The 23,459-nt window shown below is 71.9% G+C and carries 26 protein-coding genes; 15 read left to right on the plus strand and 11 right to left on the minus strand.

The window, feature by feature from the left end:
• Positions 1–35 precede the first annotated feature (35 nt).
• The 4 genes from E5083_RS09035 to E5083_RS09050 all read left to right on the plus strand — a co-directional run bounded on the left by E5083_RS09035 (position 36) and on the right by E5083_RS09050 (position 5,765).
• Positions 36–2,255, plus strand: a complete 2,220-nt coding sequence (locus tag E5083_RS09035; protein WP_135785063.1) for an NADP-dependent isocitrate dehydrogenase — start codon at positions 36–38, stop codon at positions 2,253–2,255.
• A gap of 202 nt (positions 2,256–2,457) precedes the next feature.
• Entirely contained in the window at positions 2,458–3,822 is a 1,365-nt protein-coding gene (locus E5083_RS09040; RefSeq protein WP_135785064.1) for a bifunctional o-acetylhomoserine/o-acetylserine sulfhydrylase, read from the plus strand.
• A complete protein-coding gene (gene metX, locus E5083_RS09045) occupies positions 3,819–4,967 on the plus strand; it encodes a homoserine O-acetyltransferase MetX (RefSeq protein WP_135785065.1) in 1,149 nt (382 codons plus the stop codon). Before E5083_RS09040 ends, metX begins: the two co-directional genes overlap by 4 nt.
• A 3-nt stretch (positions 4,968–4,970) precedes the next feature.
• Complete coding sequence (locus tag E5083_RS09050) at positions 4,971–5,765, plus strand: N-formylglutamate amidohydrolase (RefSeq protein WP_135785066.1); 795 nt, start codon at positions 4,971–4,973, stop codon at positions 5,763–5,765.
• Here E5083_RS09050 and E5083_RS09055 read toward each other — a convergent pair.
• Both E5083_RS09055 and E5083_RS31170 read right to left on the minus strand, forming a co-directional pair.
• The gene (locus E5083_RS09055) at positions 5,762–6,631 is read right to left on the minus strand and encodes a glutathione S-transferase C-terminal domain-containing protein (protein ID WP_135785067.1); all 870 of its coding nucleotides are present in this window, start codon (positions 6,629–6,631) and stop codon (positions 5,762–5,764) included. The genes E5083_RS09050 and E5083_RS09055 overlap by 4 nt on opposite strands.
• Positions 6,632–6,742: 111 nt before the next feature.
• Positions 6,743–6,880, minus strand: coding sequence for a putative leader peptide (locus tag E5083_RS31170; protein ID WP_167513497.1), 138 nt, complete (start codon positions 6,878–6,880; stop codon positions 6,743–6,745).
• Between the two features lie 111 nt (positions 6,881–6,991).
• Here E5083_RS31170 and E5083_RS09060 point away from each other — a divergent pair, with 111 nt between their 5' ends.
• Entirely contained in the window at positions 6,992–7,825 is an 834-nt protein-coding gene (locus E5083_RS09060; protein ID WP_135785068.1) for an alpha/beta fold hydrolase, read from the plus strand.
• Between the two features lie 3 nt (positions 7,826–7,828).
• Here E5083_RS09060 and E5083_RS09065 read toward each other — a convergent pair whose 3' ends face one another.
• Positions 7,829–8,509: a Clp protease N-terminal domain-containing protein gene (locus E5083_RS09065; protein WP_135785069.1), complete on the minus strand. Its 681-nt coding sequence runs from the start codon at positions 8,507–8,509 to the stop codon at positions 7,829–7,831.
• A 172-nt stretch (positions 8,510–8,681) separates the two neighbouring features.
• Here E5083_RS09065 and E5083_RS09070 point away from each other — a divergent pair, with 172 nt between their 5' ends.
• The gene (locus tag E5083_RS09070; RefSeq protein ID WP_135785070.1) at positions 8,682–9,197 is read left to right on the plus strand and encodes a DinB family protein; all 516 of its coding nucleotides are present in this window, start codon (positions 8,682–8,684) and stop codon (positions 9,195–9,197) included.
• 36 nt (positions 9,198–9,233) lie between these two features.
• Here E5083_RS09070 and rpmF read toward each other — a convergent pair whose 3' ends face one another.
• The 5 genes from rpmF to rpmG are packed head-to-tail and all read right to left on the minus strand — an operon-like array spanning position 9,234 to position 11,254.
• Complete coding sequence (gene rpmF, locus E5083_RS09075; protein WP_135785071.1) at positions 9,234–9,404, minus strand: 50S ribosomal protein L32; 171 nt, start codon at positions 9,402–9,404, stop codon at positions 9,234–9,236.
• 21 nt (positions 9,405–9,425) lie between these two features.
• The gene (gene rpsR, locus E5083_RS09080) at positions 9,426–9,647 is read right to left on the minus strand and encodes a 30S ribosomal protein S18 (protein ID WP_135785072.1); all 222 of its coding nucleotides are present in this window, start codon (positions 9,645–9,647) and stop codon (positions 9,426–9,428) included.
• A 20-nt stretch (positions 9,648–9,667) separates the two neighbouring features.
• On the minus strand, positions 9,668–10,816 hold the full coding sequence (locus E5083_RS09085; RefSeq protein ID WP_135785073.1) for a CobW family GTP-binding protein: 1,149 nt from the start codon (positions 10,814–10,816) through the stop codon (positions 9,668–9,670).
• On the minus strand, positions 10,813–11,061 hold the full coding sequence (locus tag E5083_RS09090) for a type B 50S ribosomal protein L31 (protein ID WP_135785074.1): 249 nt from the start codon (positions 11,059–11,061) through the stop codon (positions 10,813–10,815). Before E5083_RS09090 ends, E5083_RS09085 begins: the two co-directional genes overlap by 4 nt.
• Positions 11,062–11,089: 28 nt before the next feature.
• Entirely contained in the window at positions 11,090–11,254 is a 165-nt protein-coding gene (rpmG, locus tag E5083_RS09095) for a 50S ribosomal protein L33 (RefSeq protein ID WP_135785075.1), read from the minus strand.
• A 76-nt stretch (positions 11,255–11,330) separates the two neighbouring features.
• Between rpmG and rpmB the strand changes: the two genes are divergently transcribed.
• From rpmB to E5083_RS09125, 6 genes are all read left to right on the plus strand, one after another.
• The gene (gene rpmB, locus E5083_RS09100; protein ID WP_135785076.1) at positions 11,331–11,567 is read left to right on the plus strand and encodes a 50S ribosomal protein L28; all 237 of its coding nucleotides are present in this window, start codon (positions 11,331–11,333) and stop codon (positions 11,565–11,567) included.
• Positions 11,567–11,872 carry a 30S ribosomal protein S14 gene (gene rpsN / locus E5083_RS09105; protein ID WP_135785077.1) on the plus strand — a complete coding sequence of 102 codons (306 nt, stop codon included), beginning with the start codon at positions 11,567–11,569 and terminating at the stop codon, positions 11,870–11,872. Before rpmB ends, rpsN begins: the two co-directional genes overlap by 1 nt.
• Before the next feature lie 107 nt (positions 11,873–11,979).
• Complete coding sequence (locus E5083_RS09110) at positions 11,980–12,657, plus strand: DUF1345 domain-containing protein (RefSeq protein ID WP_135785078.1); 678 nt, start codon at positions 11,980–11,982, stop codon at positions 12,655–12,657.
• Between the two features lie 248 nt (positions 12,658–12,905).
• Positions 12,906–14,444, plus strand: a complete 1,539-nt coding sequence (locus tag E5083_RS09115) for an AMP-binding protein (RefSeq protein ID WP_135785079.1) — start codon at positions 12,906–12,908, stop codon at positions 14,442–14,444.
• A gap of 72 nt (positions 14,445–14,516) precedes the next feature.
• Positions 14,517–14,972: a MarR family winged helix-turn-helix transcriptional regulator gene (locus E5083_RS09120; RefSeq protein ID WP_135785080.1), complete on the plus strand. Its 456-nt coding sequence runs from the start codon at positions 14,517–14,519 to the stop codon at positions 14,970–14,972.
• Positions 14,973–15,040: 68 nt separating this feature from the next.
• Positions 15,041–16,408: an MFS transporter gene (locus tag E5083_RS09125; protein ID WP_135785286.1), complete on the plus strand. Its 1,368-nt coding sequence runs from the start codon at positions 15,041–15,043 to the stop codon at positions 16,406–16,408.
• A gap of 113 nt (positions 16,409–16,521) precedes the next feature.
• Here the strand turns inward: E5083_RS09125 and E5083_RS09130 are convergent, their stop codons facing one another.
• The 3 genes from E5083_RS09130 to E5083_RS09140 are packed head-to-tail and all read right to left on the minus strand — an operon-like array spanning position 16,522 to position 20,361.
• A complete protein-coding gene (locus E5083_RS09130; protein ID WP_135785081.1) occupies positions 16,522–18,720 on the minus strand; it encodes a SpoIIE family protein phosphatase in 2,199 nt (732 codons plus the stop codon).
• Positions 18,717–19,103: an STAS domain-containing protein gene (locus E5083_RS09135; protein ID WP_167513498.1), complete on the minus strand. Its 387-nt coding sequence runs from the start codon at positions 19,101–19,103 to the stop codon at positions 18,717–18,719. Before E5083_RS09135 ends, E5083_RS09130 begins: the two co-directional genes overlap by 4 nt.
• 49 nt (positions 19,104–19,152) lie before the next feature.
• A complete protein-coding gene (locus E5083_RS09140; protein WP_167513499.1) occupies positions 19,153–20,361 on the minus strand; it encodes a phospholipase D-like domain-containing protein in 1,209 nt (402 codons plus the stop codon).
• A gap of 225 nt (positions 20,362–20,586) precedes the next feature.
• Between E5083_RS09140 and ltnD the strand changes: the two genes are divergently transcribed.
• The 3 genes from ltnD to E5083_RS09155 are packed head-to-tail and all read left to right on the plus strand — an operon-like array spanning position 20,587 to position 23,430.
• Entirely contained in the window at positions 20,587–21,492 is a 906-nt protein-coding gene (ltnD, locus tag E5083_RS09145) for an L-threonate dehydrogenase (protein WP_135785083.1), read from the plus strand.
• Between the two features lies 1 nt (position 21,493).
• On the plus strand, positions 21,494–22,771 hold the full coding sequence (otnK, locus tag E5083_RS09150) for a 3-oxo-tetronate kinase (protein WP_135785288.1): 1,278 nt from the start codon (positions 21,494–21,496) through the stop codon (positions 22,769–22,771).
• Positions 22,768–23,430 (plus strand): class II aldolase/adducin family protein, encoded by a 663-nt coding sequence (locus E5083_RS09155; RefSeq protein ID WP_135785084.1) that lies wholly within the window; start codon positions 22,768–22,770, stop codon positions 23,428–23,430. Before otnK ends, E5083_RS09155 begins: the two co-directional genes overlap by 4 nt.
• The last annotated feature ends 29 nt before the right edge of the window (positions 23,431–23,459 follow it).

Below are 23,459 nucleotides of genomic sequence, written 5' to 3' on the forward strand. Positions count from 1 at the left end.
TCGAGCAATGTTGCAGACGTGGAGCGGAGCACCCGGTGACTGACTCGACCATCATCTACACCTACACGGACGAAGCGCCGGCCCTGGCGACCCATTCGTTCCTGCCGGTGATCCAGGCGTACGCCGCGCAGGCCGGGGTCCCCGTGGAGACCCGCGACATCTCGCTGGCCGGGCGCATCATCGCCGTCTTCCCGGAGTACCTGACCGAGGACCAGCGCATCCCGGACGCGCTCGCCGAGCTGGGCGACCTGGCCAAGACGCCGGCCGCGAACATCGTCAAGCTGCCGAACATCTCGGCGTCCATCCCGCAGCTCAAGGCCGCCGTCGCCGAGCTGCAGGCCAAGGGCTACGCGCTGCCGGACTACCCCGAGGACCCGAAGACCGACGAGGAGCGCGAGGTCCGCGCCCGCTACGACAAGATCAAGGGTTCCGCCGTGAACCCGGTCCTGCGTGAGGGCAACTCCGACCGCCGCGCCCCCGCCTCGGTGAAGAACTACGCCAAGACCCACCCGCACCGCATGGGCGCCTGGACCCCCGAGTCCAAGACGAACGTGGCCACCATGGGTGAGAACGACTTCCGCTCCACCGAGAAGTCCACGGTGATCGCCGAGGACGGCACGCTCCGTATCGAGCTGGTCGCCGAGGACGGCACCACCACCGTGCTGCGCGAGTCGGTACCGGTCCGCAAGGACGAGGTCGTCGACGCCTCCGTCATGCACGTCGCCGAGCTGGAGCAGTTCCTCGCCGCGCAGGTCGCCCGCGCGAAGGAGGAGGGCGTCCTGTTCTCCGTGCACCTGAAGGCGACGATGATGAAGGTCTCCGACCCGATCGTCTTCGGCCACGTGGTGCGCGCCTTCTTCCCGAAGACGTTCGCCAAGTACGGCCAGACCCTGAAGTCGGCCGGCCTGTCCCCCAACGACGGCCTCGGCGGCATCTACAAGGGCCTGGAGAGCCTGCCGGAGGGCGCCGAGATCAAGGCGTCCTTCGACGCCGAGCTGGCCGAGGGCCCCGCGCTCGCCATGGTCGACTCCGACAAGGGCATCTCCAACCTGCACGTCCCCTCGGACGTCATCGTGGACGCCTCCATGCCCGCCATGATCCGCACCTCCGGCCACATGTGGGGCCCGGACGGCGAGGAGCACGACACCCTCGCGGTGATCCCGGACTCCTCCTACGCCGGTGTCTACCAGGCCGTCATCGAGGACTGCCGCGCCAACGGCGCCTACGACCCGTCCACCATGGGCACGGTCCCCAACGTCGGCCTGATGGCGCAGAAGGCCGAGGAGTACGGCTCGCACGACAAGACCTTCGAGGTCGCCGCCGCGGGCACCGTCCGCGTGGTCGACGCCGACGGCAACGTGCTCATCGAGCAGCCGGTCGCCGAGGGCGACATCTTCCGCGCCTGCCAGACCAAGGACGACCCGATCCGCGACTGGGTCAAGCTGGCCGTCACCCGCGCCCGCGCCACCGGCGACCCGGCCATCTTCTGGCTGGACGAGACCCGCGCGCACGACGCCAACCTGATCGCCAAGGTCAACCAGTACCTCACCGAGCACGACACCGAGGGCCTGGACATCCGTATCCTGCCGCCGGTCGAGGCCGCCAAGCTGTCGGTGGAGCGCATCCGCCGCGGCGAGAACACCATCTCGGTGACCGGCAACGTGCTGCGCGACTACCTGACCGACCTCTTCCCGATCCTGGAGCTGGGCACCAGCGCCAAGATGCTGTCGGTCGTCCCGCTGATGGCGGGCGGCGGCCTGTTCGAGACCGGCGCCGGCGGCTCCGCCCCGAAGCACGTCCAGCAGCTCGTCAAGGAGAACTACCTGCGCTGGGACTCCCTCGGTGAGTTCTTCGCCCTGGTCCCCGCCTTCGAGCAGTACGCCGAGACCACCGGCAACACCCGCGCCAAGGTCCTCGCCGACACCCTGGACCGCGCCACGGCGACCTTCCTCAACGAGGACAAGTCCCCGACCCGTCGCGTCGGCGGCATCGACAACCGCGGCAGCCACTTCTACCTGTCCCTGTACTGGGCGCAGGAGCTGGCCAAGCAGACCGACGACGCCGACCTGGCGAAGGCGTTCGCCCCGTTCGCCGAGTCCCTCGCCGCCGACGAGCAGAAGATCGTCGAGGAACTCCTCGCGGTCCAGGGCTCCCCGGCCGACATCGGCGGCTACTACCAGCCGGAGAAGGCCAAGGCGGACGCGGTCATGCGCCCGTCGGCCACCTGGAACGCGGCGCTCGGCTCGCTGAGCTGACGTCTGCGGTAGCTGTACGCGCGTGCCCCGGCCGGAACTCCTCCGGCCGGGGCACGGTCGTAACCGGGCTGTGCTGCGGCCGTGTTGCGGGGATGTGGCGTACATGAAGTCCTCGTGTCGGGGTTCGTGCCGGGCTGTCCGGAGCTGTCCTGCCGTGCTTGTCTCGTGCCCGAACCCGCGCCCGCACCGCACGAGGAGCACCATGAGCAGCCAGCCCATCGACTCGGTCACCGCAGGACACACCCCGGACGAGCCGCCCGCCGGACCCGACACCTCGGCCTGGTCCTTCGAGACCCGGCAGATCCACGCCGGCGCGGTGCCCGACCCGACCACGGGGGCGCGGGCCACGCCGATCTACCAGACCACGTCCTTCGTCTTCCAGGACACCCAGCACGCCGCCGACCTGTTCTCGCTCGCCGAGCCCGGCAACATCTACACCCGCATCCACAACCCGACGCAGGACGTGTTCGAGCAGCGGATCGCCGCGCTGGAGGGCGGGGTCGCCGCCGTCGCGCTGGCCTCCGGGCAGGCCGCCGAGACGCTCGCCCTGCTGACCCTGGCGGGCGCGGGCGACCACATCGTCTCCAGCGCCTCCCTGTACGGCGGCACGTACAACCTGTTCCGGCACACCCTGCCCAGGCTGGGCATCGAGGTGTCCTTCGTGGACGACCCGGACGACGTGGACGCCTGGCGGGCCGCGATCCGGCCGAACACCAAGGCGCTGTTCGCGGAGACCCTGGGCAACCCGCGCGGCAACGTGCTCGACGTACGGGCGGTCGCGGACGTGGCGCACGACGCGGGCGTGCCCCTGATCGTGGACAACACGGTGCCGACCCCGTATCTGCTCCGGCCCATCGAGCACGGCGCGGACATCGTGGTGCACTCCGCGACCAAGTTCCTCGGCGGGCACGGCACCGCCATCGCCGGTGTGGTGGTGGACGGCGGCACCTTCGACTTCGGCGCCCACCCCGAGCGCTTCCCGGACTTCTCCGAGCCCGACCCCAGCTACCACGGCCTGCGGTACTGGCCGGCGCTCGGTCCGGGCGCCTTCGCGGTCAAGCTGCGGGTGCAGTTGCTGCGCGACCTGGGCCCGGCGCTCTCCCCGCACTCGGCGTTCCTGCTGCTCCAGGGCGTGGAGACGCTGAGCCTGCGCCTGGAACGGCACTCCGCCAACGCGCTGGCCCTGGCCGAGTGGCTGGAGGGCCGCGACGAGGTGGCCGCCGTCCACTATCCGGGCCTGGAGTCCAGCCGGTGGTACGAGGCCGGGCAGAAGTATCTCCCGCGCGGCTCCGGCGCGGTCGTCTCCTTCGAGCTGCGGGACGGTGTGGAGGCGGGCAAGCGGTTCGTGGACGCGGTGGAGCTGTTCAGCCACCTCGCCAACATCGGTGACGTACGCAGTCTGATCATCCACCCCGCGTCCACCACCCACAGCCAGCTCGACGAGGAGCAGTTGACGGCGACCGGTACCGCGCCGGGTCTGGTCCGGCTGTCGGTCGGCATCGAGAACCTGGCCGATCTGAAGGCGGACCTGGAGGCCGGGTTCCGCGCGGCCAAGGGCGCCTCCTGAGCACCGTTCCGCGCGCCCGCCCCGCCCCGCTCCCGCCGGTCACCGGCGCCTGGCGGGACGGGGACCCCGCCGGGCGCCGCCGGTGGCACACGGCCGGTACGCCGCTGCCGCTGGAGGTGGGCGGTGAACTGCCGGGCGTGCGGCTGGCGTTCGAGACCTGGGGCCGGCTCGCGCCGGACCGGTCCAACGCGGTGCTGGTGCTGCACGCGCTGACCGGTGACAGCCATGTGGCCGGTCCGGCCGGGCCGGGGCATCCCACGCCCGGCTGGTGGGACGCGCTGGTCGGTCCGGGCCGGGCGGTGGACACCGACCGCTGGTTCGTCGTGGCGCCGAACGCGCTGGGCGGCTGCCAGGGCAGCACCGGCCCGGCCTCTCCCCGGCCGGGCACCGACCGGGCCTGGGGCGGGGCGTTCCCCTTCCTGACCCAGCGGGACCAGGTGGCGGCGGAGGCGGGACTCGCGGACGCCCTCGGGATCGAGCGGTGGGCGCTGGTCGTCGGCGGCTCGATGGGCGGGATGCGGGCGGTGGAGTGGGCGGTGTCGTACCCGGAGCGGGTCGGGGCGCTCCTGCTGCTGGCCACGGCCGCCTCGGCGAGCGCCGAGCAAATCGCCTGGGCGGAGATCCAGTTGGGGGCCATCCGTGCCGATCCGCACTGGCGGGGCGGCGACTACCACTCCGCCGGGCGCGGCCCGGTGGACGGACTCGGTCTGGCCCGGCGTCTGGCCCACGTGACCTACCGCGCGGAGGCGGAACTCCAGACCCGGTTCGGCCGGTCGCCGCAGGGCGGGGAGGACCCGTGGCACGGGGGCCGCTACCAGGTGGGCTCGTACTTGGACCACCATGCCGAGAAGCTCGTCCGGCGCTTCGACGCGGGGAGTTATGTGGTGCTGACCGAGGCGATGAACGCGCATGACGTGGGGCGCGGGCGGGGCGGTATCCGCTCGGCGCTGGCGGGGGTGCGGGCGCCGACCCTGGTGGCCGGGGTGGATTCCGACCGGCTCTATCCGCTGTCCCAGCAGCGGGAGTTGGCCGCGCTGATCCCGTCGGCGGACGGGGCGCGGGTGGTGGAATCGCCGTACGGGCACGACGGGTTCCTGATCGAGACGGAGCAGGTTGGCAGACTGGCCGCCGAGTTGCTGCGCTGATCCCTGGGAGCCGATGTGCCTTCGTTCGAACTGCTGCCGGGCGACCCGGCGTCGCCGGTGCTGCTGCACGTACCGCATTCCGCGCGGGCGGTCCCGGCGGAGGTGCGGGCGGGGCTGCTGCTCGACGACGCCGCGCTGGAGCGGGAGTTGGACCACATCACGGATGCGCACACCGCTGAACTTGCCTCTCGGGTGGCCGAGTTGGCGGGAGTGCGGCCGTGGCGGTTCGTGAACCGGCTGTCCCGGCTGGTGGTGGACCCGGAGCGGTTCCCGGACGAGCGGGAGGAGATGCGCGCGGTGGGCATGGGCGCGGTGTACACCCGCACCACGCACCGGGAGCCGCTGCGGGCCGAGGACACCGACCAAAAGCCGCTGATCGAGCGGTACTTCGAGCCGTACGCCCGCGCGATCACCGAGGCGGTGTCGGAGCGGCTGGCCGCGACCGGGCGGGCGGTGGTGATCGACGTCCACTCCTACCCGTCCCGCCCGCTGCCGTACGAGCTGCACGGCGAGGGCCCGCGCCCGGCGGTGTGCCTGGGCACGGACGCCTTCCACACCCCGCCGGGGCTGACGGCGGCGGCCCGGTCGGCGTTCTCCCCGTACGGGAAGACGGGCCTGGACAGCCCGTTCAGCGGGACCTACGTACCCCTCGCGCACTACGGCCGGGACCGGCGGGTGAGCGCGCTGATGGTGGAGATCCGCCGCGACACGTACATGACCGAGCCCGGCGGGCCGGCCGGACCGGGCCTGGAGCAAGTGGCGGGCGCCTTGGCCGTGTTGGTGGACGCGGTGGGTTAGTTCTTCCTGTTGGCGTGGGCCGCCCAGTCGAGGATCTGTACGGCGGCGCCCGCGGCTTCGAGGCCCTGGCAGTGGCCGTGGTGGCGGCGGGCGATGCCGTCGAGGTCGAGGTGGGTGCCGAAGGCGGGGTGGGCGGCGAGGCGGCGGGCGTAGGACCACAGCGCGGTGAAGCCGGTGATCCGGTGCACGGCGGAGGCGTCGAGGTGGCAGCGGTGCACGGTGTCGAGCTGGACCAGGGAGACCCAGAGGTCGATGTCGGCGGCGGTCAGCCGGCCCCCGGCCAGGTACTCCTCTTCGGTCAGCCAGCGCTCCAGCCGGGACAGGGTGTCGAGGAGCACCTCCAGCGCGGCGGCCCGGCCTGCCGGGTCCTCGTCGGCGCGGCCCGCCCGCTGCGCGGCCTGTTCGATGCCCTCGGCGCAGAGCCGTTCCACCGCGTCGATGGTGGACTCCCAGCCGCAGGGCCGCAGCGGGTCGCCGCCGGCGCGCGGGAAGAGGTCCAGGTCGCGCAGGATGTCCGGCGCGTGGGTGCTGACGATGCGTCCGGACCAGGCGTCGCTGAGCACGGGGGCGGGCGCCGGGCCGGAGTAGCGGTGCGCGCTGGCCTCGTAGAGCGGGCGGAGCGCGGTGTGGCTGCCGTCCGGGGCGTCGGGGACGGCGGGGAGCAGGGTGACCGGACAGCTCGCGTCGAGACCGAGCAGGCTGTGGCCGATGGCGAGGCGCAGTCCGTCGGGGTCGGCGGTGGAGAGGTGCAGCCGGTAGCGGTGCGGCACGGCGTAGTGGCCGCTGCGGGCGTCCTGGCCGAGCCGGCCCCGGAAGGCGGAGCTGTGCCGGACGGTCGGAAGGGCGGTCGGCGCGGTGATGGGCATACGTACGTCTCCCCAGGGGCGAGGGCGCGCGGGCGCGCGCCTGCGGGAACAGCGGCGGCTGACGTGAGAGAGGAGTGACGAGAAGGGCGCGTGGACGGGCGAGGGCCCGGATCAGTGGCGCGGTCCGATGGCGCTGCACACGCGCAGGAGGTCGATGTGCAGGCGGGAGGTGAGGAGGGGGACCCTGAGGAGGGGGGCGCGCGACGGCGTGCGGCCGCTGCGGCCGGTCACCGTCTCCAGGCGCGTCATGCGTCCCCACCTGTTCGCTGGACTTCCCCGACTTGGAGTGTCGGCCCGCGCCGGACGCCACGTCAAGAGGGGGTCCATTCCTGGGACAGGGCCTTACGTACCATCACCCTCATGAGCCAGATCCTCTCGATCGCCCGCCCCGACAGCGTCCGGAGCGTGCGCCTGGACACCGACCGGGGAACCTTCGCCGCGTTCACGGCCGCTCCCCCGGTCCCGCGCGGTACGGCCCTGCTGGTGCCGGGCTTCAACGGCAGCAAGGAGGACTTCCTGCCGCTGCTGCCCGGCCTGGCCGAGGCCGGCTACCGGGTCGTCGCCATCGACCAGCGGGGCCAGTACGAGACCGGCCCGGCGTCTCAGGCCCCGTCGTACGCGCCCGAGGATCTGGCGTCGGACGTGATCGCACTGGCGGGGGTGCTGGGCCCGGTGCATCTGGTGGGGCACTCGTACGGGGGGCTGGTGTCGCGCCTGGCCGTGCTGAACTCCCCCTCTCCTGCCGACACTTGGGCCTCATTGACCCTGCTGAACTTCGGCCCGGCGGCCGTCTCGGAGTCGACGCGGGAGCGTCTGCGACTCCTGCTGGACGCCCTGCGCACGACTCCGGTCCCGGACCTGTGGCCCTTCCTCCGCCCGGAGGACGGCGGGGTCTCCGAGGAGGTGCTCGCCTTCCTCTCGGACCGCTGGGCCCGCAACGCCCCGGAGGCGCTGCGGCTGGCCGCCGAGCAGATGATCGGCGAGCCGGACCGCAGCGGGGCGCTGCGCGACTCCGGCATCCCTCTGTCGGTGGTCTTCGGCACCCCGGAGGACACCTGGCCGGAGCGTGAAGCGGCCGCGATGGCACGGGAGTTGGGCGCCCGCTACACGGAGATCATGGGCGGCGGGCACTCCCCGAACGTGTACGAACCGGAGGCGGTGATCGAGGCGTTGACGTCGTTCTGGGAGGCGTGACGCCTAGCGTTCACCCCGGGCGGCGACCGTCTCCCGCAACTCCTCCGGAGTGAACCCGAGTTCACGCAGGATCTGGGCGGCCGGGCTGTCCTCGACCCGGATCAGGCCCAGCAGCATGTGCTCGGTGCCGACCCAGTCGTGACCCAGTTCGGCCGCCGCGTCCCGCGCCTGCTCGATGGCCGCCTTGCTCTCCTCGCGGAACGCGATGTGGCCCCGCAGCGCCTTGGTCCCGGCCGGGGGCAGCACCTCCGCGACCGCGTCCCGGACGCGCTGCTCCGACCCCGCCTGCGCCACCAGCGTCTCGTACGCCCGGCCCTGCGGTTCCCCGAGCAGGCCGAGGAGCAGGTGCTCGGTGCCGATCGAGTCGTGCTTGTGCGTCCGCGCGGCCTCCTGCGCCAGCACGATGCCGTGCCGGTTGAGGTGGGTGAACCGCTCGAACGGCGTCGGCGCGTGGCGCTGCTGCGCCGCCTGCTTGGACACCCCGATGGCATCCCCGATCTCGGTCCAGGACGCCCCGGACCGCTTGGCCTTGCTCACGTAGTGGTCGATGAGCTGATCCCCGAGATCCGACAACGTCTGCGCCCGCAGCCGCGCCTCACTGATGTGCGCGAGGTCGCTGCCGTCGGGGAGTTCTTCGTCGAGTCGGGCGATCAGGTCGGCGAGATTGATGTCGAGTGGACTCATGCGTCAAGATTAAGTTGACGATAGCCAACCGTCAAGAAGAAATTGACGCCTGCTGCTCCGGGGCGGGGCTGGACGAGATCAGCCAGAAGTACGCCCACCTCACCCTGAGCGCCGCTGTACCCCGGCGGCAATTCGGTCGACACCGCTTCCCGGCTACGGGAGACTCCCCGCGATGACTCGACAGACCGACACGCCTCCCACCTGGGACGAGCGCACGCAGCTCACCACGTTCCTCGACTACGCCCGCGACACCGCCCGAGCCAAGTGCGAGGGAGTCTCCCCCGAAGACGCCCGCCGGGCCCCGCTCCCCCACTCCCCGCTGATGACCCTGTGCGGCCTGATCAGCCACCTCCGCTGGGTCGAGCACTACTGGTTCGAGGTGATGTTCCTCGGCGAGGACCCGGCAGGCCCCCTCACCGAGGCCACCGACGAAGACCCCGACCCCGAGATGCGCACAGCGGTAGACACCCCGTTGCCCCAACTCCTCGCCGACTACGAGTCCCAGAGCACCCGCTACCGCCACCTCGTCTCCGCCCACGACCTGAACACCCCCGCCAAACGCCCCATCAGCACCGGCGGCCACGTCGACCTCCGCTGGGTCCTCCTCCACCTCATCGAGGAAACCTCCCGCCACAACGGCCACTTGGACGTCGTACGCGAGCTGCTCGACGGACGAACCGGCATGTAGGGGCGCGGGACGTCGCCGGCCCCACGCCCCCATCACTTACGGCTCCGGACGCAACAGCCCCCGCCGGTAAGCCGGGACCAGGTGTTGTGGGATCAGGTGGGTGGTGCCGTCGATCGTCACCGGTACCAGTTGGGTCGCGTTCGCTTTCCAATGGGACCTGCGGTGGCGGGTGTTGCTGCGGGACAGCTTTCGCTTGGGTACGGCCATGTCGGTTTCCTTTCTTGAGGTTCAGCGCCCGGTGTAGGGCAACAGGGCCATTTCGCGGGCGTTCTTGATGGCGGTGGCCACCTGGCGTTGCTGCTGGGCGGTGACGCGGGTGACCCGGCGGCTGCGGATCTTGCCTCGGTCGGAGAGGAACTTCCGCAGGAGGTCGGTGTCCTTGTAGTCGATGTAGGTGATGCCGGCGGCCTCCAGGGGGTTGGGGCGGGGGCGAGTGGGATGGCGGGACATGAAATCGCTCCTTGCGTAAGTCAGACAGCAGGGTCGAGGAACTGGTCGAAGGCGGCCGGGAAGCGTTTCCAGGACTCCGTACCGCCCGCCATCTCCGCGTCCGTGAGGAGGCAGGAGTCCAGGACCGTGGCGAGGCCGTCGCGGTCGAGGTCGGGTGAGGTGAAGACGAGGTGCTGGCAGCGGTCGCCGTGCACCGGGTGCCAGTCCAGCGCGGCGGCGGCACGCCGTACCGGGGGAACCAACTCCCAGGCCGCGTCGGGCAGTGCGGCGAGCCAGGGCCCCGCGCTCTCGACGCAGAGGGCACCCCCCGCCGCGTCCCAGGAGAGCAGCGTGTCCGGGCGGTCCGCGAGCCAGAAGCGGCCCCGGCTGCGGGCGGCCGCGCAGCACAGCTCCTCCAGCGCGGAGTAGAGCCGCCCGGGATGGAAAGGCCGCCGGTGCCGGTAGACCAGCGTGGCGACCCCGGCCGACTCCGCGTCCTGCGGCAGCAGCGCGCACGCGGGATGCTGGGCCGCCGCCGCGGACTCTACGTCGAACCCGGCGAAGGCCAGCCGCGCGGGCTCCGGCGAGTCGAGGGCGACACGCAGGGCCGTCGGATGGAGCTGCTCCAGCAGCGCGAGGTCGGCCGCCTCGGCCTCGCCGGGGTCGGCGAGGACATGAACCGCCGAGTACTCCAACTGCCGGGCGAACGTGTCCCCGACGGTCCGCTGATCGGTCGCCGCCGCCGCGAGCCCCGCCTCCGCGAGGTCGTCCCCGTTGCCGAGGCAGGCGAGCAGCAGCGCGGGATCGACAGCCGTCATGACGTTGGTCAGTCGCAGGAACCCCTCCCCGTGCGCCGCCACCAGCTCGGCCATCCCACGCGGCTCGACGGAGTCCCACAGCTCGACCACCGCCAGCCGGGTCGTCCCGTCCTCGGCCAGCCGCCGCAGCTCGGGCAGCAGATCCTCCCGCAGCGCACAGCACGCGCAGTCGTTGACCAGCGGAGTCTCACCGCTGGACCAGAACCCCGACGCGTCCCGCACACTCCGGCGCACCATGCCCGTGGCGGCCGTCGACAGGTCGTGGTGGAGGGCAGCGCTGCCGGGTACGTCACGCAGCAGCCGGTCGACGGTACGGCGCCGGGCCTCGGCATGCAGCCCGGCCACGATGACGACCGCGAGTTCCCCGCTCATCGGCCGCCCCCGTACCGGCGCTCGAAGCGCTCGACGCGGCCGGCGGTGTCCAGCACACGGGCGGTGCCGGTGTAGAAGGGGTGGCTCGCCGAGGAGACCTCGACGTCGACCACCGGGTAGACGTTGCCGTCCTCCCACTCCACGCTGCGCTCGCTGGTCATGGTGGACCGGGTGAGAAAGGCGAACCCGGCCGCGCGGTCACGGAAGACGACGGGTGCGTACGGCGGGTGGATACCGGTTTTCATGGCGGATTCCTCTCCTGGTGGGGGCGGTTCAGCGCTCTTCGCGGAAGTCGACGTGCCGGCGCACGGCCGGGTCGTACTTGCGCAGGGTCATGCGGTCGGGGTCGTTCCGCCGGTTCTTCCGGGTCACGTACGTGTAGCCGGTGCCGGCGGTGGAGCGGAGCTTGATGATCGGGCGGATCTCGTTGCGAGCCATAGGGGTAGCATACGACAACGATTTTCATTACCGACAAGGGCCGTCAACGGCGATCCTGGAACGGAGCAGCCCCACCATGTCCGCCCACTGCCAACTCACCGGCGCCAAACCAGGCTTCGGCAACCGCATCTCCCACTCGCACCGCCGCACCCCGCGCCGCTTCGACCCCAACATCCAGCGCAAGCGGTACTGGCTGCCCATCGAGGGCCGCCACATCCGGCTGACCCTCAGCGCACGGGCGGTCAGGACGGTGGACGCCATCGGCGTCGAAGCCGCCGTGGCACGCATCCGGGCCCGAGGAGGAAATGTCTGATGGCGAAGAAGAGCAAGATCGCCAAGAACGACGACCGCCGGCGCACCGTCGAGCGGTACGCGGCACGCCGGGCCGAGCTGAAGGAGATCATCCGCAGGCCGTCCTCCACACCGACCGAACGCGAAGCAGCACAGCGGGAGTTGAGCCGTCAGCCACGGGACGCCAGCGCGACCCGCGTACGCAACCGCGACAGCGTGGACGGCCGTCCGCGCGGCCACCTCCGGAAGTTCGGCCTCTCCCGGGTGAACGTCCGGCAGCAGGCGCACGCCGGATTCCTGCCGGGGGTGCGCAAGTCGTCCTGGTGACGAGGAGGAGCCGCGACGGACCCCCGTCGCGGCTCCACGGCCGAGGCACCCCGAGCGCCTATCGTCACCCGAGGTGACCATGCCGACCGCGAACAGAGGGGCTCCCGGTGCATCGCTGGCTCTCCGAACGGCGCCGCTCCTCGGCGAGCGTGCTCGTCGCGGCCTGCACCGCGGCGGTCCTCTCGCTGCTCGTCCTCACCGGCCACGCGGTGGAGCTGTCCGCCGGGGACATCGGCGTACTGTCGCTGTTCGCCTACCTGTTGCCCTATCTCGCGCTCACCCTCGGCGCGTTCTCCACCGCCTCCCCGGAGCGCATCCGCTCCTGGGCCGAGCGGGACAGCCGGGGCACGGTGCTCCAGCGGTACGTCATCGGCACCGCGCCCGGTCCGGGGGTGTCGCTGTTCATCGCGGCGGCCGCGCTGGCGGTCGCGGTGGTGTGGCTGCCCGGCCACCTCGGTACGACGTTCCCCGCGGTCCCCCGCGTCCTGGTCGCCCTCGCCCTCGTCGCCGTCGCCTGGGTCTGCGTGGCCGTGTCCTTCGCGGTCACCTTCCAGGCCGACGACATCGTGGAGGGCGACAGCGCGCTGGACTTCCCCGGCCCCGATTCCCCGCTCTGGGGCGACTACATGTACTTCGCGCTGTCGGTCATGACGACCTTCGGCGCCACCGACGTGAGCGTGACCTCGCGGCCGATGCGGCGCACCGTGTCGGCAAACTCGGTCATCGCGTTCGTGTTCAACACCGTGACGGTGGCGAGCCTGGTCTCCGCGCTGACGGCAGGCTGAACACCCCTGTGCCGGACCGCTGTCGCTGCTGGTCAGCGGGGGCGTAGGGGATCGAGATTGGCCGATTGACCTAGCCGAATCGGCCGATTGTCGACGTTCGCGGCCGCGAAGTTGGCGCTGTCCCCACGGGCGTCCTAGAGTCGACTTGGTTGGTCTAGGCAACCTTATTCGGGAACCTTCCCGTCCCCCCACAGCACAACAGCAACAACCGGCCGGGCCCCCGCACGCCCCGGCCCAGGAGGACCCCCATGCCCGACGTCGCCGCCCCACGCTTCCGCAACCCCGTGGAGGACATCCTCGACGCCCTGGCGGAGAACCCCGGACGCGAGGCCCTCGTTCACGGTGAACACCGGCTGTCCGCAGGGGAGTTGCGCGATCTGGTGCATCGGATGGCGTGGGCCATGCAGGCTCAGGGGATCGAGCGCGGCCAGACCGTCACCCTGCTCAGCGGCAACCTCCCCGAGGCGATCGCGGTGCGTTACGCCGCCAACCTGATCGGCGCTCAGGTCAACCACCTGTACAGCAAGCTCTCCGCCGAGGTGCAGACCGCGATCGTCGCCGACGTGGAGACACGGGCCCTCGTGGTCGACCCCCGGCTGGCCGACCGGGCCGCGGAGATCACCGCTTCGGTGCCGGTCAAGTCGGTGCTGACGCTGGGCCGTTGCGACAGCGCGGACGACCTGCTGGCGCTGGCCGCAGCGCAGTCCGCCGAGCCGTTCCCGAGCCGGGCGGAACCGGACGACATCTGCGGCATCCGCCACACCGGCGGCACCACCGGCCACCCCAAGGGCATCTGCACGACCTTCCGTCAGGTCCAGGAGACCCGCTCCGCGCGTCCGGTCACCGGTGAAGAGACCGGCGAACACCGGCAGTTGGTCGCCACGACCATCGCCCACGCGGCCGGGATGCTCGCCGACGCGGTACTGGAGACCGGCGGCACAGTGGTCCTGCTGGACGACTTCGAGCCGGGCGAGGTGCTGCGTACCGTCGAGCGCGAGCGCATCACCCACATGTGGCTCCTGCCGCCGCTGCTCTACCAGTTGCTCGACCACCCCGACATGGCGCACACCGACACCTCGGGCCTGCGCCAGGTCCTCTACGGCGGCTGCCAGTCCTCCCCCGCCCGCATCGCCGACGCCGTACGCCGTCTCGGCCCGGTGCTGATGCAGGGGTACGGGCAGAACGAGGGCGGGCTCATCAGCGTGCTGCCCCCTAAGGACCACGACCCGGACGACCCCGCGCTGCTGCGTACCGCCGGAAAGATCCTGCCGGGCGTCGACGTGGAGATCCGGGACGCCGACGGCAACGTCCTCCCGGACGGCGAGCACGGCGAGATCTGCGTCCGCTCCGCCATGGTCATGCAGGGCTACTGGAAGCAGCCGCAGCTCACCGCCGAGGTGCTCCAGGACGGCTGGCTGCACACCGGTGACGTCGGTTTCCGCGACGACGCGGGCTATCTCACCGTGGTCGACCGCCTCAAGGACATGATCGTCGTGGTCGGCGGCCATGTGTACACCACCGAGCTGGAGGACCTCCTCAACACCCACCCGGACGTCCTGCAGAGCGCGGTCTTCGGCGTCCGCGACGAGGACCGCATGGAGCGCGTCCACGCCGCCGTACTCCTCGCCCCAGGCGCCACCACGACCGCCGACGACCTCCGCGCGCTGGTACGGGCGGAGCGCGGCGCGATGTACGAGCCGGCCCGGATCACCTTCCCGTCCGCGCTGCCCCTGACGGACGTCGGCAAGCCCGACAAGAAGGAGCTGCGCCGCCTCGCGACGGTCTGACCCTTCAGCGGGCCGCTCCCTGGGGGCGGCCCGATATTGCACAGCCTGGGCTGCGCAAGTTAGCCTGTACATATGACCGAGATCGCTGACACCACCGGTGTGTCCGAATCCGCCGTACACGCCGCGCACGAGTTCCGCGTGGTGTTCAGCCGGCTGCGCCGGCGGATGCGGGAGAGCTACGACCCCGGAGACCTGACCCCGTCCCAGACGTCCGTGCTGAGCCGGCTGGACAAGGACGGGGAGGCGTCGGTCAGTGACCTGGCCGCCGCCGAGCGGGTGCGGCACCAGTCGGTGGCCGCCACCGTGGCCGTACTGGAGGAGCGCGCGCTGGTGTCCCGGCGGCCGGACCCCTCCGACGGGCGGCGCCAGTTGGTGTTCGTCACCGACAGCGGGCACGCCTTCCTGGAGGACCGCAGGCGGGCCGGGGAGGGCTGGCTGACCCGCGCGCTGGAGGACCAGTGCACGGAGGACGAGCGGCGGACCCTGCTGGAGGCGGCGGCCATACTGGACCGGGTCGTCCGCTCGTGACCCTGCGCCAACTGCTGCCCCGGCGGGCGAAGAAGAGCGACGGCTTCGACCGGCGCCTGCTCGCCCCCATGATGCTGGGCTCCGTACTCAACCCGGTCAACTCCTCCGTCCTCTCGGTCTCCCTGGTGCCGATCGGCGCCGCCTTCGGGGCACCGCCCGCGCAGACCGCCTGGCTGGTCTCCGCCCTGTATCTGGCCACGTCCATCGGCCAGCCGGTCGTGGGCCGGCTGATCGACCTCTTCGGGCCGCGCCGGCTGTTCCTGGTGGGCACCGCGCTCACCGGTGTCGCGGGTGTCGTGGGGATGCTCGCCCCGAACCTCGGCGTGCTCATCGCCGCCCGCGTCCTGCTCGGCTTCGGTACCTGTTCCGGCTATCCGGCCGCCATGTACCTGATCCGCAGCGAGGCCCGGCGCACCGGCCAGGAGAGCCCGACGGGCGTACTCACCGCGCTCGCCGTCACCACCCAGACCGTCGCCGTGATCGGCCCCAGCCTCGGCGGACTGCTGATCGGTGTCGGCGGCTGGCGCGCCACCCTCGCCGTCAACATCCCGCTCGCCCTGGTCGGCCTGTACCTCGGCGCCCGCCGCCTCCCCGTCACCCCACCGGCACCCCGTACCGAGGACCGGCACCCGCTCGCCGCACTGGACCTGCCCGGCATGGGCCTCTTCGCCGCGGCCCTGGTCTGCCTGCTCCTCTTCCTCATGGAACCCGGCGCCGCCCAGTGGTACCTGCCGGTCCTGACCGTTCTCGCGTCGGCGGCCTTCGCCCGACGGGAGCTGCGGACCCCGCAGCCCTTCATCGACCTGCGCGTCCTGAGCGGCAACCTCCCCCTGCTGGCCACCTACGCCCGCTCGCTGCTCGCCTACATCGTCAGCTACGCCTTCCTGTACGGGTACACCCAGTGGCTGGAAGAGGGCCGGGGACTGTCGGCCTCCCAGGCGGGACTGGTCCAACTCCCGCTGTTCGCCACCGCGTTGGTGGTCTCGACGCTCACCGGGCGCCGGCAGGCCATCCGCGCCAAGCTCCTGGTGGGCTCGGTCGGCCAGCTCGCCGCGTGCGCGCTGCTGCTGACGCTGACCGACGCGAGCCCGGTGTGGATGCTGCTGGCCGTCGTGTTCGTGCTCGGCGTGCCGCAGGGCCTGAACGGCCTCGCCCTGCAGAACTCCGTGTTCCACCAGGCGGACCCCGAGCGGATGGGCTCCTCCGCCGGGCTGCTGCGCACCTTCGGCTACCTCGGCGCGATCGTCGCCTCCGCCGCGAGCGGCGCCCTCTTCGGACAGCGCGCCGACACCGGCGGACTGCACCACCTCTCCTGGCTGATGCTCGCCGTCAGCGCCCTCTTCCTCGCCGTGACCGTCGCCGACCGCTCCCTGCGCGGCCTCGGCGCCGGCCAGGGCGAACCCGTACCCGAACGAACCCGTGAGGACCAGACGTGACCAAGTCCGCCCTGCTCGTGATGGACATCCAGCAGGCCATCACCGAGCGCGTACCCGACCCGGGTTCATCGTGGGCTCGCGGCGGCGGCATCGGCAATCCGGGCCCGTCCTGACTACTCGCCCGTCGCCGTGAGGACCAGCACCGCCTGGTCGTCGTCGATGTCGTGGCCGCCCGTGAAGACGCGTACGGCCTCGGTCAGCGAGTCGATCAGGCGCCCTGCGGCGGGCGGGCGGGGCGAGCCGGCGAGGGCCTGGGCCACGCGTACGTCGCCGAACTGCTCGCCGTCCGGGGCGCGGGCCTCGGTGAGGCCGTCGGTGTAGAGCAACAGGCTCTCGTTCGGGCGCAGTTGGAGCCGACGCGGGCTCACGTGCGGGTCGGGTGCCACGCCCAGGAGGAGCCCGGAGGCGTCCACCGCGCGCACGGTGTTCCCGGCGTCGATGACAAGGGGTGCGGTGTGACCGGCCCGGATCAGCTCGATGTCCAGGCCCGCCGGGGTCGGGGTGAGCTGCCCGTAGACGAGCGTGACGAAGCCCGTGCCGTGGCTGCCGGGGCGGTCGCACAGCGCGCGGTTGACGGCCTCGACCACGGCCTGCGGGCCGGGCAGCAGCGGGGCGACCGCCCGGGCGGTGTGCCGTACCAGGGCGGTGGTGGTCGCGGCGGTCGCGCCGCGGCCGCACACGTCGCCGAGCATGAACGCCCACCGGCCGTCCCGCAGCGGGAAGACGTCGTAGAAGTCGCCGCCGATGTCGAGTCCCTCGCCGGCCGGGTGGTAGTACGTGCCCACGTCGGCGCCCGGCACGTCGGGGACGCCGGGCAGCAGCAGGCCGGCCTGGAGGTCGCGGGCGAGGGTGACCCGGTGCGTGTACTGGCGGGCGTTGCGGGCGGCGGAGGACGCCCGGCGGGCGAGTTCCTCGGCCAGCGCGACGGTGTGCCCGTCGAAGGTGTGGTCGCCGACGCTCAGCAGGGTCATGGTGCCGAAGGTGTGACCCCGGTCGAGCAGCGGGACGCACAGGTAGCCGGTGACGCCCAGGTCGTGCCAGGGCCCCGGCCCGGTCGGCGTGCGGCGGGCGACCTCGCTGACCCCGGAGGCCAGCACCCGGGCCACCGCGTCGTCGGCGGCGTCGTAGACCGGGATGTGGGAGGCGAGCAGCGCGCCGCGCTCGGCGTCCGGGGCGGCGGTCGCGATACGGCGTACGCGGCCGGACTCCACGATGTCGACCGCGCACAGCGGGGCCAGGGTGGGGGTGCACGCCTCGGCGAGGCGCTGGAGGGTCTGGGCCGCGTCCAGGTCGTAGGCCAGGGAGGTGCTGGCGTCCAGCAGGAAGGCGAGGTCGGCGCGGGCGGCCCTCTCGCGGGCCTCGGCGGCCTGCCGGGCCTGCTCGGCCTGGTGGCGTTCGATGGCCAGCGCGGCGGTGCCCGCGAAGATCCGGGCGAGCGCGAGGTCGTTGTCCTGGGGCGAGCGGGGCGTGCGGTGGTACATGGCGAAGGTGCCGAGCAGCGATCCGTCGCGGGCCAGCACCGGGGTGGACCAGCAGGCGGCGAGCCCGGCCTTCTCGGCCAGCTCCCGGAAGTCGTCCCAGTACGCGTGCGTGGCGATGTCGGAGACGATCACGCTCTGCCGGCGGTGGGCGGCCGTGCCGCAGGAGCCCACGCCCTCACCGGCGGCGATGCCGTCGATGGCCTGGTTGTAGAAGTCGGGCAGGCTGGGGGCGGCGCCGTGGCGCAGGTGGCGGCCGTCGGCGTCGGCGAGCAGCACCGACACCAGCACCTCCTCGGGCGCCAGGTCCTCGATGACCCGCGCCATGCCGTGCAGCACATCGGCCAGCGGGGCCTGGCGGGCGATCTGCTCCAGCAGCGCCGCCTGCTCGGCCGTGAGCCGCTGGGCCTGTCTGACCTGCGTGGTCTCGATGCCGAGGACGCGTACGCCGGTGACGTTGCCGCCGGCGTCGAGCCGGGGCTCGTAGGTGAAGTCGAAGAAGGTCTCGCGGGCGTCGGGGCCGGAGCCGAGCAGCACCCGGCGGTCCCGGCCGGTGACGGACTGGCCGGTGCGGTAGACCCGGTCCAGCAGGCCGATGAGGCCCTGGTCGGCGAGTTCCGGCAGCAGTTCCGCGAGCGGCAGGCCGGTGCGGGCGCGCTCGGTGCCGCCGATCGCGGCGAAGAACGCCGGGTTCGCGGACTCCAGCATGTGCGCCGGTCCGGCGAGGGAGGCGAAGACGGCCGTCGAGTGCCCGAAGAGCGCGCGCAGATCGTCGTCCTGGCCGCCTCCCGACGGGCCTGGCTCGGGCTGGTTCAGCCCTGATACGCGCGTCATGCGCTCCGCTCCTCGTTCTGTTGGACCGCCGAGACGACGCCACGTCCGTCCGAGCCTGCGGCAAGCGCCTCAGCAGCGTCCTTGTGCACGGAGAAGAGCTGGTCCAAACCTGTCAGGGTGAACAGACGTGACACCGAGGCGGGTACGGCCGCCAGGCGCAGGGCCCGCTGCTCGGCGATGAGCCGCTGGTAGAGGCGGAGCAGGGCGCTGATCCCGGAGGAGTCGCAGAAGGTCAGGGCGGCGCAGTCGACCACGACCGGCAGCGTCCCCGTCGATCCGTTCAGTTCGTCGTCGGCAGCCTCGTGCAGTTGCACCACGCTGTCGAAGTCCAGTTCACCGCACAGCACGAACAGCACGCCCAGCGCGTGCTGCCTCACATCCACCGAGAACACCCTCGTTGCCTTCCACTCGGCTACCGCCGCCTGCCTTTCGTCACAGGAAGCGTCTCACGGGCCTGACCGCGGCTTCCTTCAGCCGCTGGAAAGCGGCTCTTCGCCGCCATCTGGCGAGGTCGATGGCGACGCTGCGTTCGAGGTCGGCGTCGTAGTCGCGGTCGAGGGACGCGGTGAACTCCTCGTCCAGCACGGCGAGCATGACCTCCTCGTCGTGGTCCATGGAGCGGCGGTTGAAGTTGGTGGAGCCGATCAGGGCGGCCACCGAGTCCACGGTGATGATCTTGGCGTGCATCATCGTCGGCTGGTACTGGCGGATCTCCACGCCCGCGCGCAGCAGCTTGGTGTAGTGGTGCTGTCCGGCGAGCTGGCAGGCCCGCTGGTCGGTGTACGGGCCGGGCAGCAGGATCTCCACCTTCACGCCCCGGCGGGCGGTGCGGCACAGCAGGTCGATGAAGTAGTCGTCGGGCGCGAAATAGGCCGTGGCCAGGCGGAACCGTTCCTCCGCCGAGGTGAGCATGACCCGGATCAGGGTCTGCATGTCCTGCCAGCCGATGCTGGCCGAGCCGCGCACGACCTGGACGATCGAGTCGCCGATCTGCTCGTGCCCGGTGAAGCGGTCGCGGTCGTCGAACAGCTCGTCGTGGCACTCGGCCCAGTTCTGGGCGAAGGCGGCGGCGATGCCATCGACCGCCGGTCCGCGCACCTGCACGTGGGTGTCGCGCCACTCACCGGGGTTGCGGGCGTCGCCGCACCACTCCTCCGCGATGCCGACGCCGCCGGTGAAGGCGGTGTCCTCGTCCACGATCAGGGCCTTGCGGTGGCAGCGGTGGTTCTGCTTGAAGGGCGAGAGCCAGACCGGCTTGCGGAACCAGGCGACCTGGACCCCGGCCTCGTCCATGAGGTCCAGCAGTCCCGGCTCGATCTGCTTGGCGCCGAACCCGTCGAGCAGCAGCCGTACCCGCACACCCTCCCGCGCCCGGTCGGCCAGGGCGGCGGCGAAGTCGTGGGCGATCTGGCCGCGCCAGTACACGAAGGTCATCATGTCGATGGTGTGCCGGGCCGAGCCGATGGCCTTGAGCATGGCCGGGAAGATGGCGCTGCCGTTGCGCAGCGGGATCAGCTCGTTCCCCTCGGTGGCGGCCACCCCGATCAGCCGCTCCAGGCGGCGGCGCAGACGCTGCTTGCGGGCGACGGCGTCCGGGACACCGCCGGGTGCGAGAGCTACCGGTATGCCGTCGAGGGTCACAGCGAATTCTCCAGTTGTGCCGTTGCGCGGATCGGATCGGGACGGCCGGTGGACCCCCGAGGACCCTCATGCCCGGCACGCGCCCCATCATCCCGCGCCGGTGAACCACCCCACACGTGACCGGCATCACAGTGCGTTGATCGCTGTCATCAGGTCATCATATGACCTGTCCGCCGACGGCATTGAGGGCGTCCGGGCGGCCACTGCGAGACAAGGATGTTGCGCGTGAAGGACCAGAAGCCCCGCGTGGGCGTGGTGGGACTCGGGGCCATGGGCCTCGGAATGGCCCGCAGCCTGCGGACGGCGGGATACGACGTCGGGGTCCACGATCTACGGCCCGAGGTGGCCGCCGAGTTCGCCCGCGAGGGCGGCACCGCCTTCCCCTCCCCCGGTGAACTCGCCGCCACCGTCGACGTCCTGGTCGGCGTGGTCGTCAACTCCGCCCAGACCGAGCAGGTGTTGTTCGGAACGGAAGGTGCCGCCGAACGGCTGCGTCGGGGGGCCGTGTTCGTGATGTGCTCCACGGTCGATCCCGCCTGGTCGGCGGAACTGGGTGCGCGATTGGCCGAGTTGGGCGTCCGCTACCTGGACGCCCCGGTCTCCGGCGGTGCCCTGCGCGCGGCGGCCGGTGAGCTGACCATGATGACCTCGGGCGCCCCGGAGGCGTACGCGCTCGCCGGGCCGGTACTGGAGGCGATGAGCGCGACCGTGCACCGGCTGGGCGACGAGGCCGGGCTCGGCTCCAAGGTCAAGGTGATCAACCAGTTGCTCGCCGGCGTCCACATCGCCGCGGCCGCCGAGGCGATGGCGCTGGGCATCAAGGCCGGCGTCCCGGCCGGGACGCTGTACGAGGTGATCACGCACAGCGCGGGCAACTCCTGGATGTTCGAGAACCGCATGGCGCATGTGCTGGCCGGTGACTACACGCCCCTGTCGGCCGTCGACATCTTCGTCAAGGATCTCGGGATCGTGCTCGACTCCGCCCGCCCGGAGCGCTTTCCGCTGCCGCTGGCCGCCACCGCCCACCAGATGTTCCTCCAGGCGGCGGCCTCGGGGCTGGGCGGGGAGGACGACAGCGCGGTGATCAAGATCTTCCCGGGGATCGACCTGCCGAAGCCGGAGGATGGCTGACATGGGAATCCGGCTCGGCGCCATCGCCGACGACTTCACCGGCGCCACGGACCTGGCGAACAACCTCGTACGCGCGGGGATGCGCGTGGTCCAGCTCATCGACGTCCCCGAGGACGGCGGGTACGGCCTCGTGGGGGACGCGGATGCGGTGGTGATCGCGCTCAAGTCCCGTACCGTGCCCGTCGCGGAGGCGATCGACGCCTCTCTGCGCGCGCTGGCGTGGCTCCGGGGCGCGGGGGCCGAGCAGGTCTACTTCAAGTACTGCTCGACCTTTGACTCGACCCCGGCCGGGAACATCGGGCCCGTCGCCGAGGCCCTGATGGACGCGCTGGGCACCGACTTCACGGTGGCCACCCCGGCGTTCCCGGACAACGGGCGCACCGTGTTCAAGGGTCATCTCTTCGTGGAGGACGTGCTGTTGAGCGAGAGCGGCATGCGGGACCATCCGCTGACGCCGATGACCGACTCCAACCTGGTCGAGGTGCTGGGCGCGCAGACGACGCGGCCTGTGGGGCTCGTCGACCACACGGTTGTCGCATCGGGTGCGGACGCGGTGCGGTCCCGCATCGCTGAACTCCGTTCCCAGGGAGTCGCGTTCGCGATCGTGGACGCGGTCTCCAACGACGACCTGGTGCGACTGGGCGAGGCGGTGCGGGATCTGCCGCTGGTGACGGCCGGTTCGGGGCTGGCCATCGGGCTTCCGGCGAACTGGGGTCTGCAACCCTCCTCCTCGGCAGCCGAGTTGCCGACCCCCTTCGGACACCGGGCCATCGTCTCCGGCTCGGTCTCCACGGCCACGAACCGCCAGGTCCGCGCCTTCCTCGACACCGGGCGCCCCGCGTTCAGCGTGGACCCCCTGCGCATCGCGGCCGGTGAGGACGTGGCCGGGTCGGCGCTGGCCTTCGCCGAGGCCCACCTGACCGACGGGCCGGTGCTGATCTACTCCACGGAAGCCCCCGAGGCAGTGCGCGGAGTGCAGCGCAGGATCGGTGCCGCCGAGGCCGGTGAGCTGGTGGAACGGACTCTGGCCGAGGTGGCGCGGGGGCTCGTGGCGCGCGGGGTGCGGCAGCTCGTCGTCGCCGGGGGCGAGACCTCGGGCGCGGTCGTGCAGGCGCTCGGCATCACCGGGCTCCGCATCGGCCCGCAGATCGACCCCGGTGTGCCGTGGTGCGCGGCGACTTTGCCCGACGGATCGCCAGTCCATCTGGCCCTGAAATCCGGCAACTTCGGCGGTCCCGGCTTCTTCTCCGCCGCGTTCACCCTGCTGGAGCCGGCATGAGTGAGCTGGTGGAGGAGGCCCGGCGCGAGATCGTCCGGGTGGGCACGAGCCTGTTCGCGCGGGGCTACGTCCATGCCAGCGCGGGCAACATCAGCGCCCGGATCGGTGACTCCCACCTGATCACCCCGACCGACGCGGCCCTGGGCTTCCTCGAACCCGACCGGCTGGCCCTCGTCGACGCCGAGGGCGTGCGAGTCACCGGCGACCGGGCCAGCAAGACCCTCACCCTGCACCGCCGTATCTACGCCGCCGACCCCACCGCCCGCTTCATCGTCCACACCCACTCCACGCACCTGGTCGGGCTGACCCTGGCCGGGGTGTGGCGCGCGGACGACGTGCTCCCGCCGATCACCCCGTACTACGTGATGAAGGTCGGGCACGTCCCGCTCGTCCCCTACCACCGGCCCGGCGACCCGCGCGTGGCCGAGCTGGTGACCGCCCGCATCGCCGAACGCGCCGCGCGCGGTACGCCGATCCGGGCCGTGCTGCTCGACCGGCTGGGCCCGGTCGTCTGGGGGCCCGACGCGGCCTCCGCCCTCGCCGTCCTCGAAGAACTCGAGGAGACGGCACGCCTGTGGCTGCTCACCGAGCGCAGGCCCGCACCGCTCGCGGAACCCGAACTCGCCGAACTGCGCTCCGTGTTCGGCGCCCGCTGGTGAACCCCGATCCCCCGTCCCGAGAATCCCCC

Source organism: Streptomyces bauhiniae (genome assembly GCF_004784475.1).
Lineage (GTDB): Bacteria > Actinomycetota > Actinomycetes > Streptomycetales > Streptomycetaceae > Streptomyces > Streptomyces seoulensis.

Excerpts from the sequence above, each read along its gene's own strand:
- E5083_RS09040 (WP_135785064.1), top strand. The coding sequence starts at position 2,458 with ATGAGCAGCCAGCCCATCGACTCGGTCACCGCAGGACACACCCCGGAC.
- E5083_RS09055 (WP_135785067.1), bottom strand. The coding sequence starts at position 6,631 with ATGCCCATCACCGCGCCGACCGCCCTTCCGACCGTCCGGCACAGCTCC.
- E5083_RS31170 (WP_167513497.1), bottom strand. The coding sequence starts at position 6,880 with ATGACGCGCCTGGAGACGGTGACCGGCCGCAGCGGCCGCACGCCGTCG.
- E5083_RS09060 (WP_135785068.1), top strand. The coding sequence starts at position 6,992 with ATGAGCCAGATCCTCTCGATCGCCCGCCCCGACAGCGTCCGGAGCGTG.
- E5083_RS09065 (WP_135785069.1), bottom strand. The coding sequence starts at position 8,509 with ATGAGTCCACTCGACATCAATCTCGCCGACCTGATCGCCCGACTCGAC.
- E5083_RS09070 (WP_135785070.1), top strand. The coding sequence starts at position 8,682 with ATGACTCGACAGACCGACACGCCTCCCACCTGGGACGAGCGCACGCAG.
- rpmF (WP_135785071.1), bottom strand. The coding sequence starts at position 9,404 with ATGGCCGTACCCAAGCGAAAGCTGTCCCGCAGCAACACCCGCCACCGC.
- rpsR (WP_135785072.1), bottom strand. The coding sequence starts at position 9,647 with ATGTCCCGCCATCCCACTCGCCCCCGCCCCAACCCCCTGGAGGCCGCC.
- E5083_RS09085 (WP_135785073.1), bottom strand. The coding sequence starts at position 10,816 with ATGAGCGGGGAACTCGCGGTCGTCATCGTGGCCGGGCTGCATGCCGAG.
- E5083_RS09090 (WP_135785074.1), bottom strand. The coding sequence starts at position 11,061 with ATGAAAACCGGTATCCACCCGCCGTACGCACCCGTCGTCTTCCGTGAC.
- rpmG (WP_135785075.1), bottom strand. The coding sequence starts at position 11,254 with ATGGCTCGCAACGAGATCCGCCCGATCATCAAGCTCCGCTCCACCGCC.
- rpmB (WP_135785076.1), top strand. The coding sequence starts at position 11,331 with ATGTCCGCCCACTGCCAACTCACCGGCGCCAAACCAGGCTTCGGCAAC.
- rpsN (WP_135785077.1), top strand. The coding sequence starts at position 11,567 with ATGGCGAAGAAGAGCAAGATCGCCAAGAACGACGACCGCCGGCGCACC.
- E5083_RS09115 (WP_135785079.1), top strand. The coding sequence starts at position 12,906 with ATGCCCGACGTCGCCGCCCCACGCTTCCGCAACCCCGTGGAGGACATC.
- E5083_RS09120 (WP_135785080.1), top strand. The coding sequence starts at position 14,517 with ATGACCGAGATCGCTGACACCACCGGTGTGTCCGAATCCGCCGTACAC.
- E5083_RS09125 (WP_135785286.1), top strand. The coding sequence starts at position 15,041 with ATGATGCTGGGCTCCGTACTCAACCCGGTCAACTCCTCCGTCCTCTCG.
- E5083_RS09130 (WP_135785081.1), bottom strand. The coding sequence starts at position 18,720 with ATGACGCGCGTATCAGGGCTGAACCAGCCCGAGCCAGGCCCGTCGGGA.
- otnK (WP_135785288.1), top strand. The coding sequence starts at position 21,494 with ATGGGAATCCGGCTCGGCGCCATCGCCGACGACTTCACCGGCGCCACG.
- E5083_RS09155 (WP_135785084.1), top strand. The coding sequence starts at position 22,768 with ATGAGTGAGCTGGTGGAGGAGGCCCGGCGCGAGATCGTCCGGGTGGGC.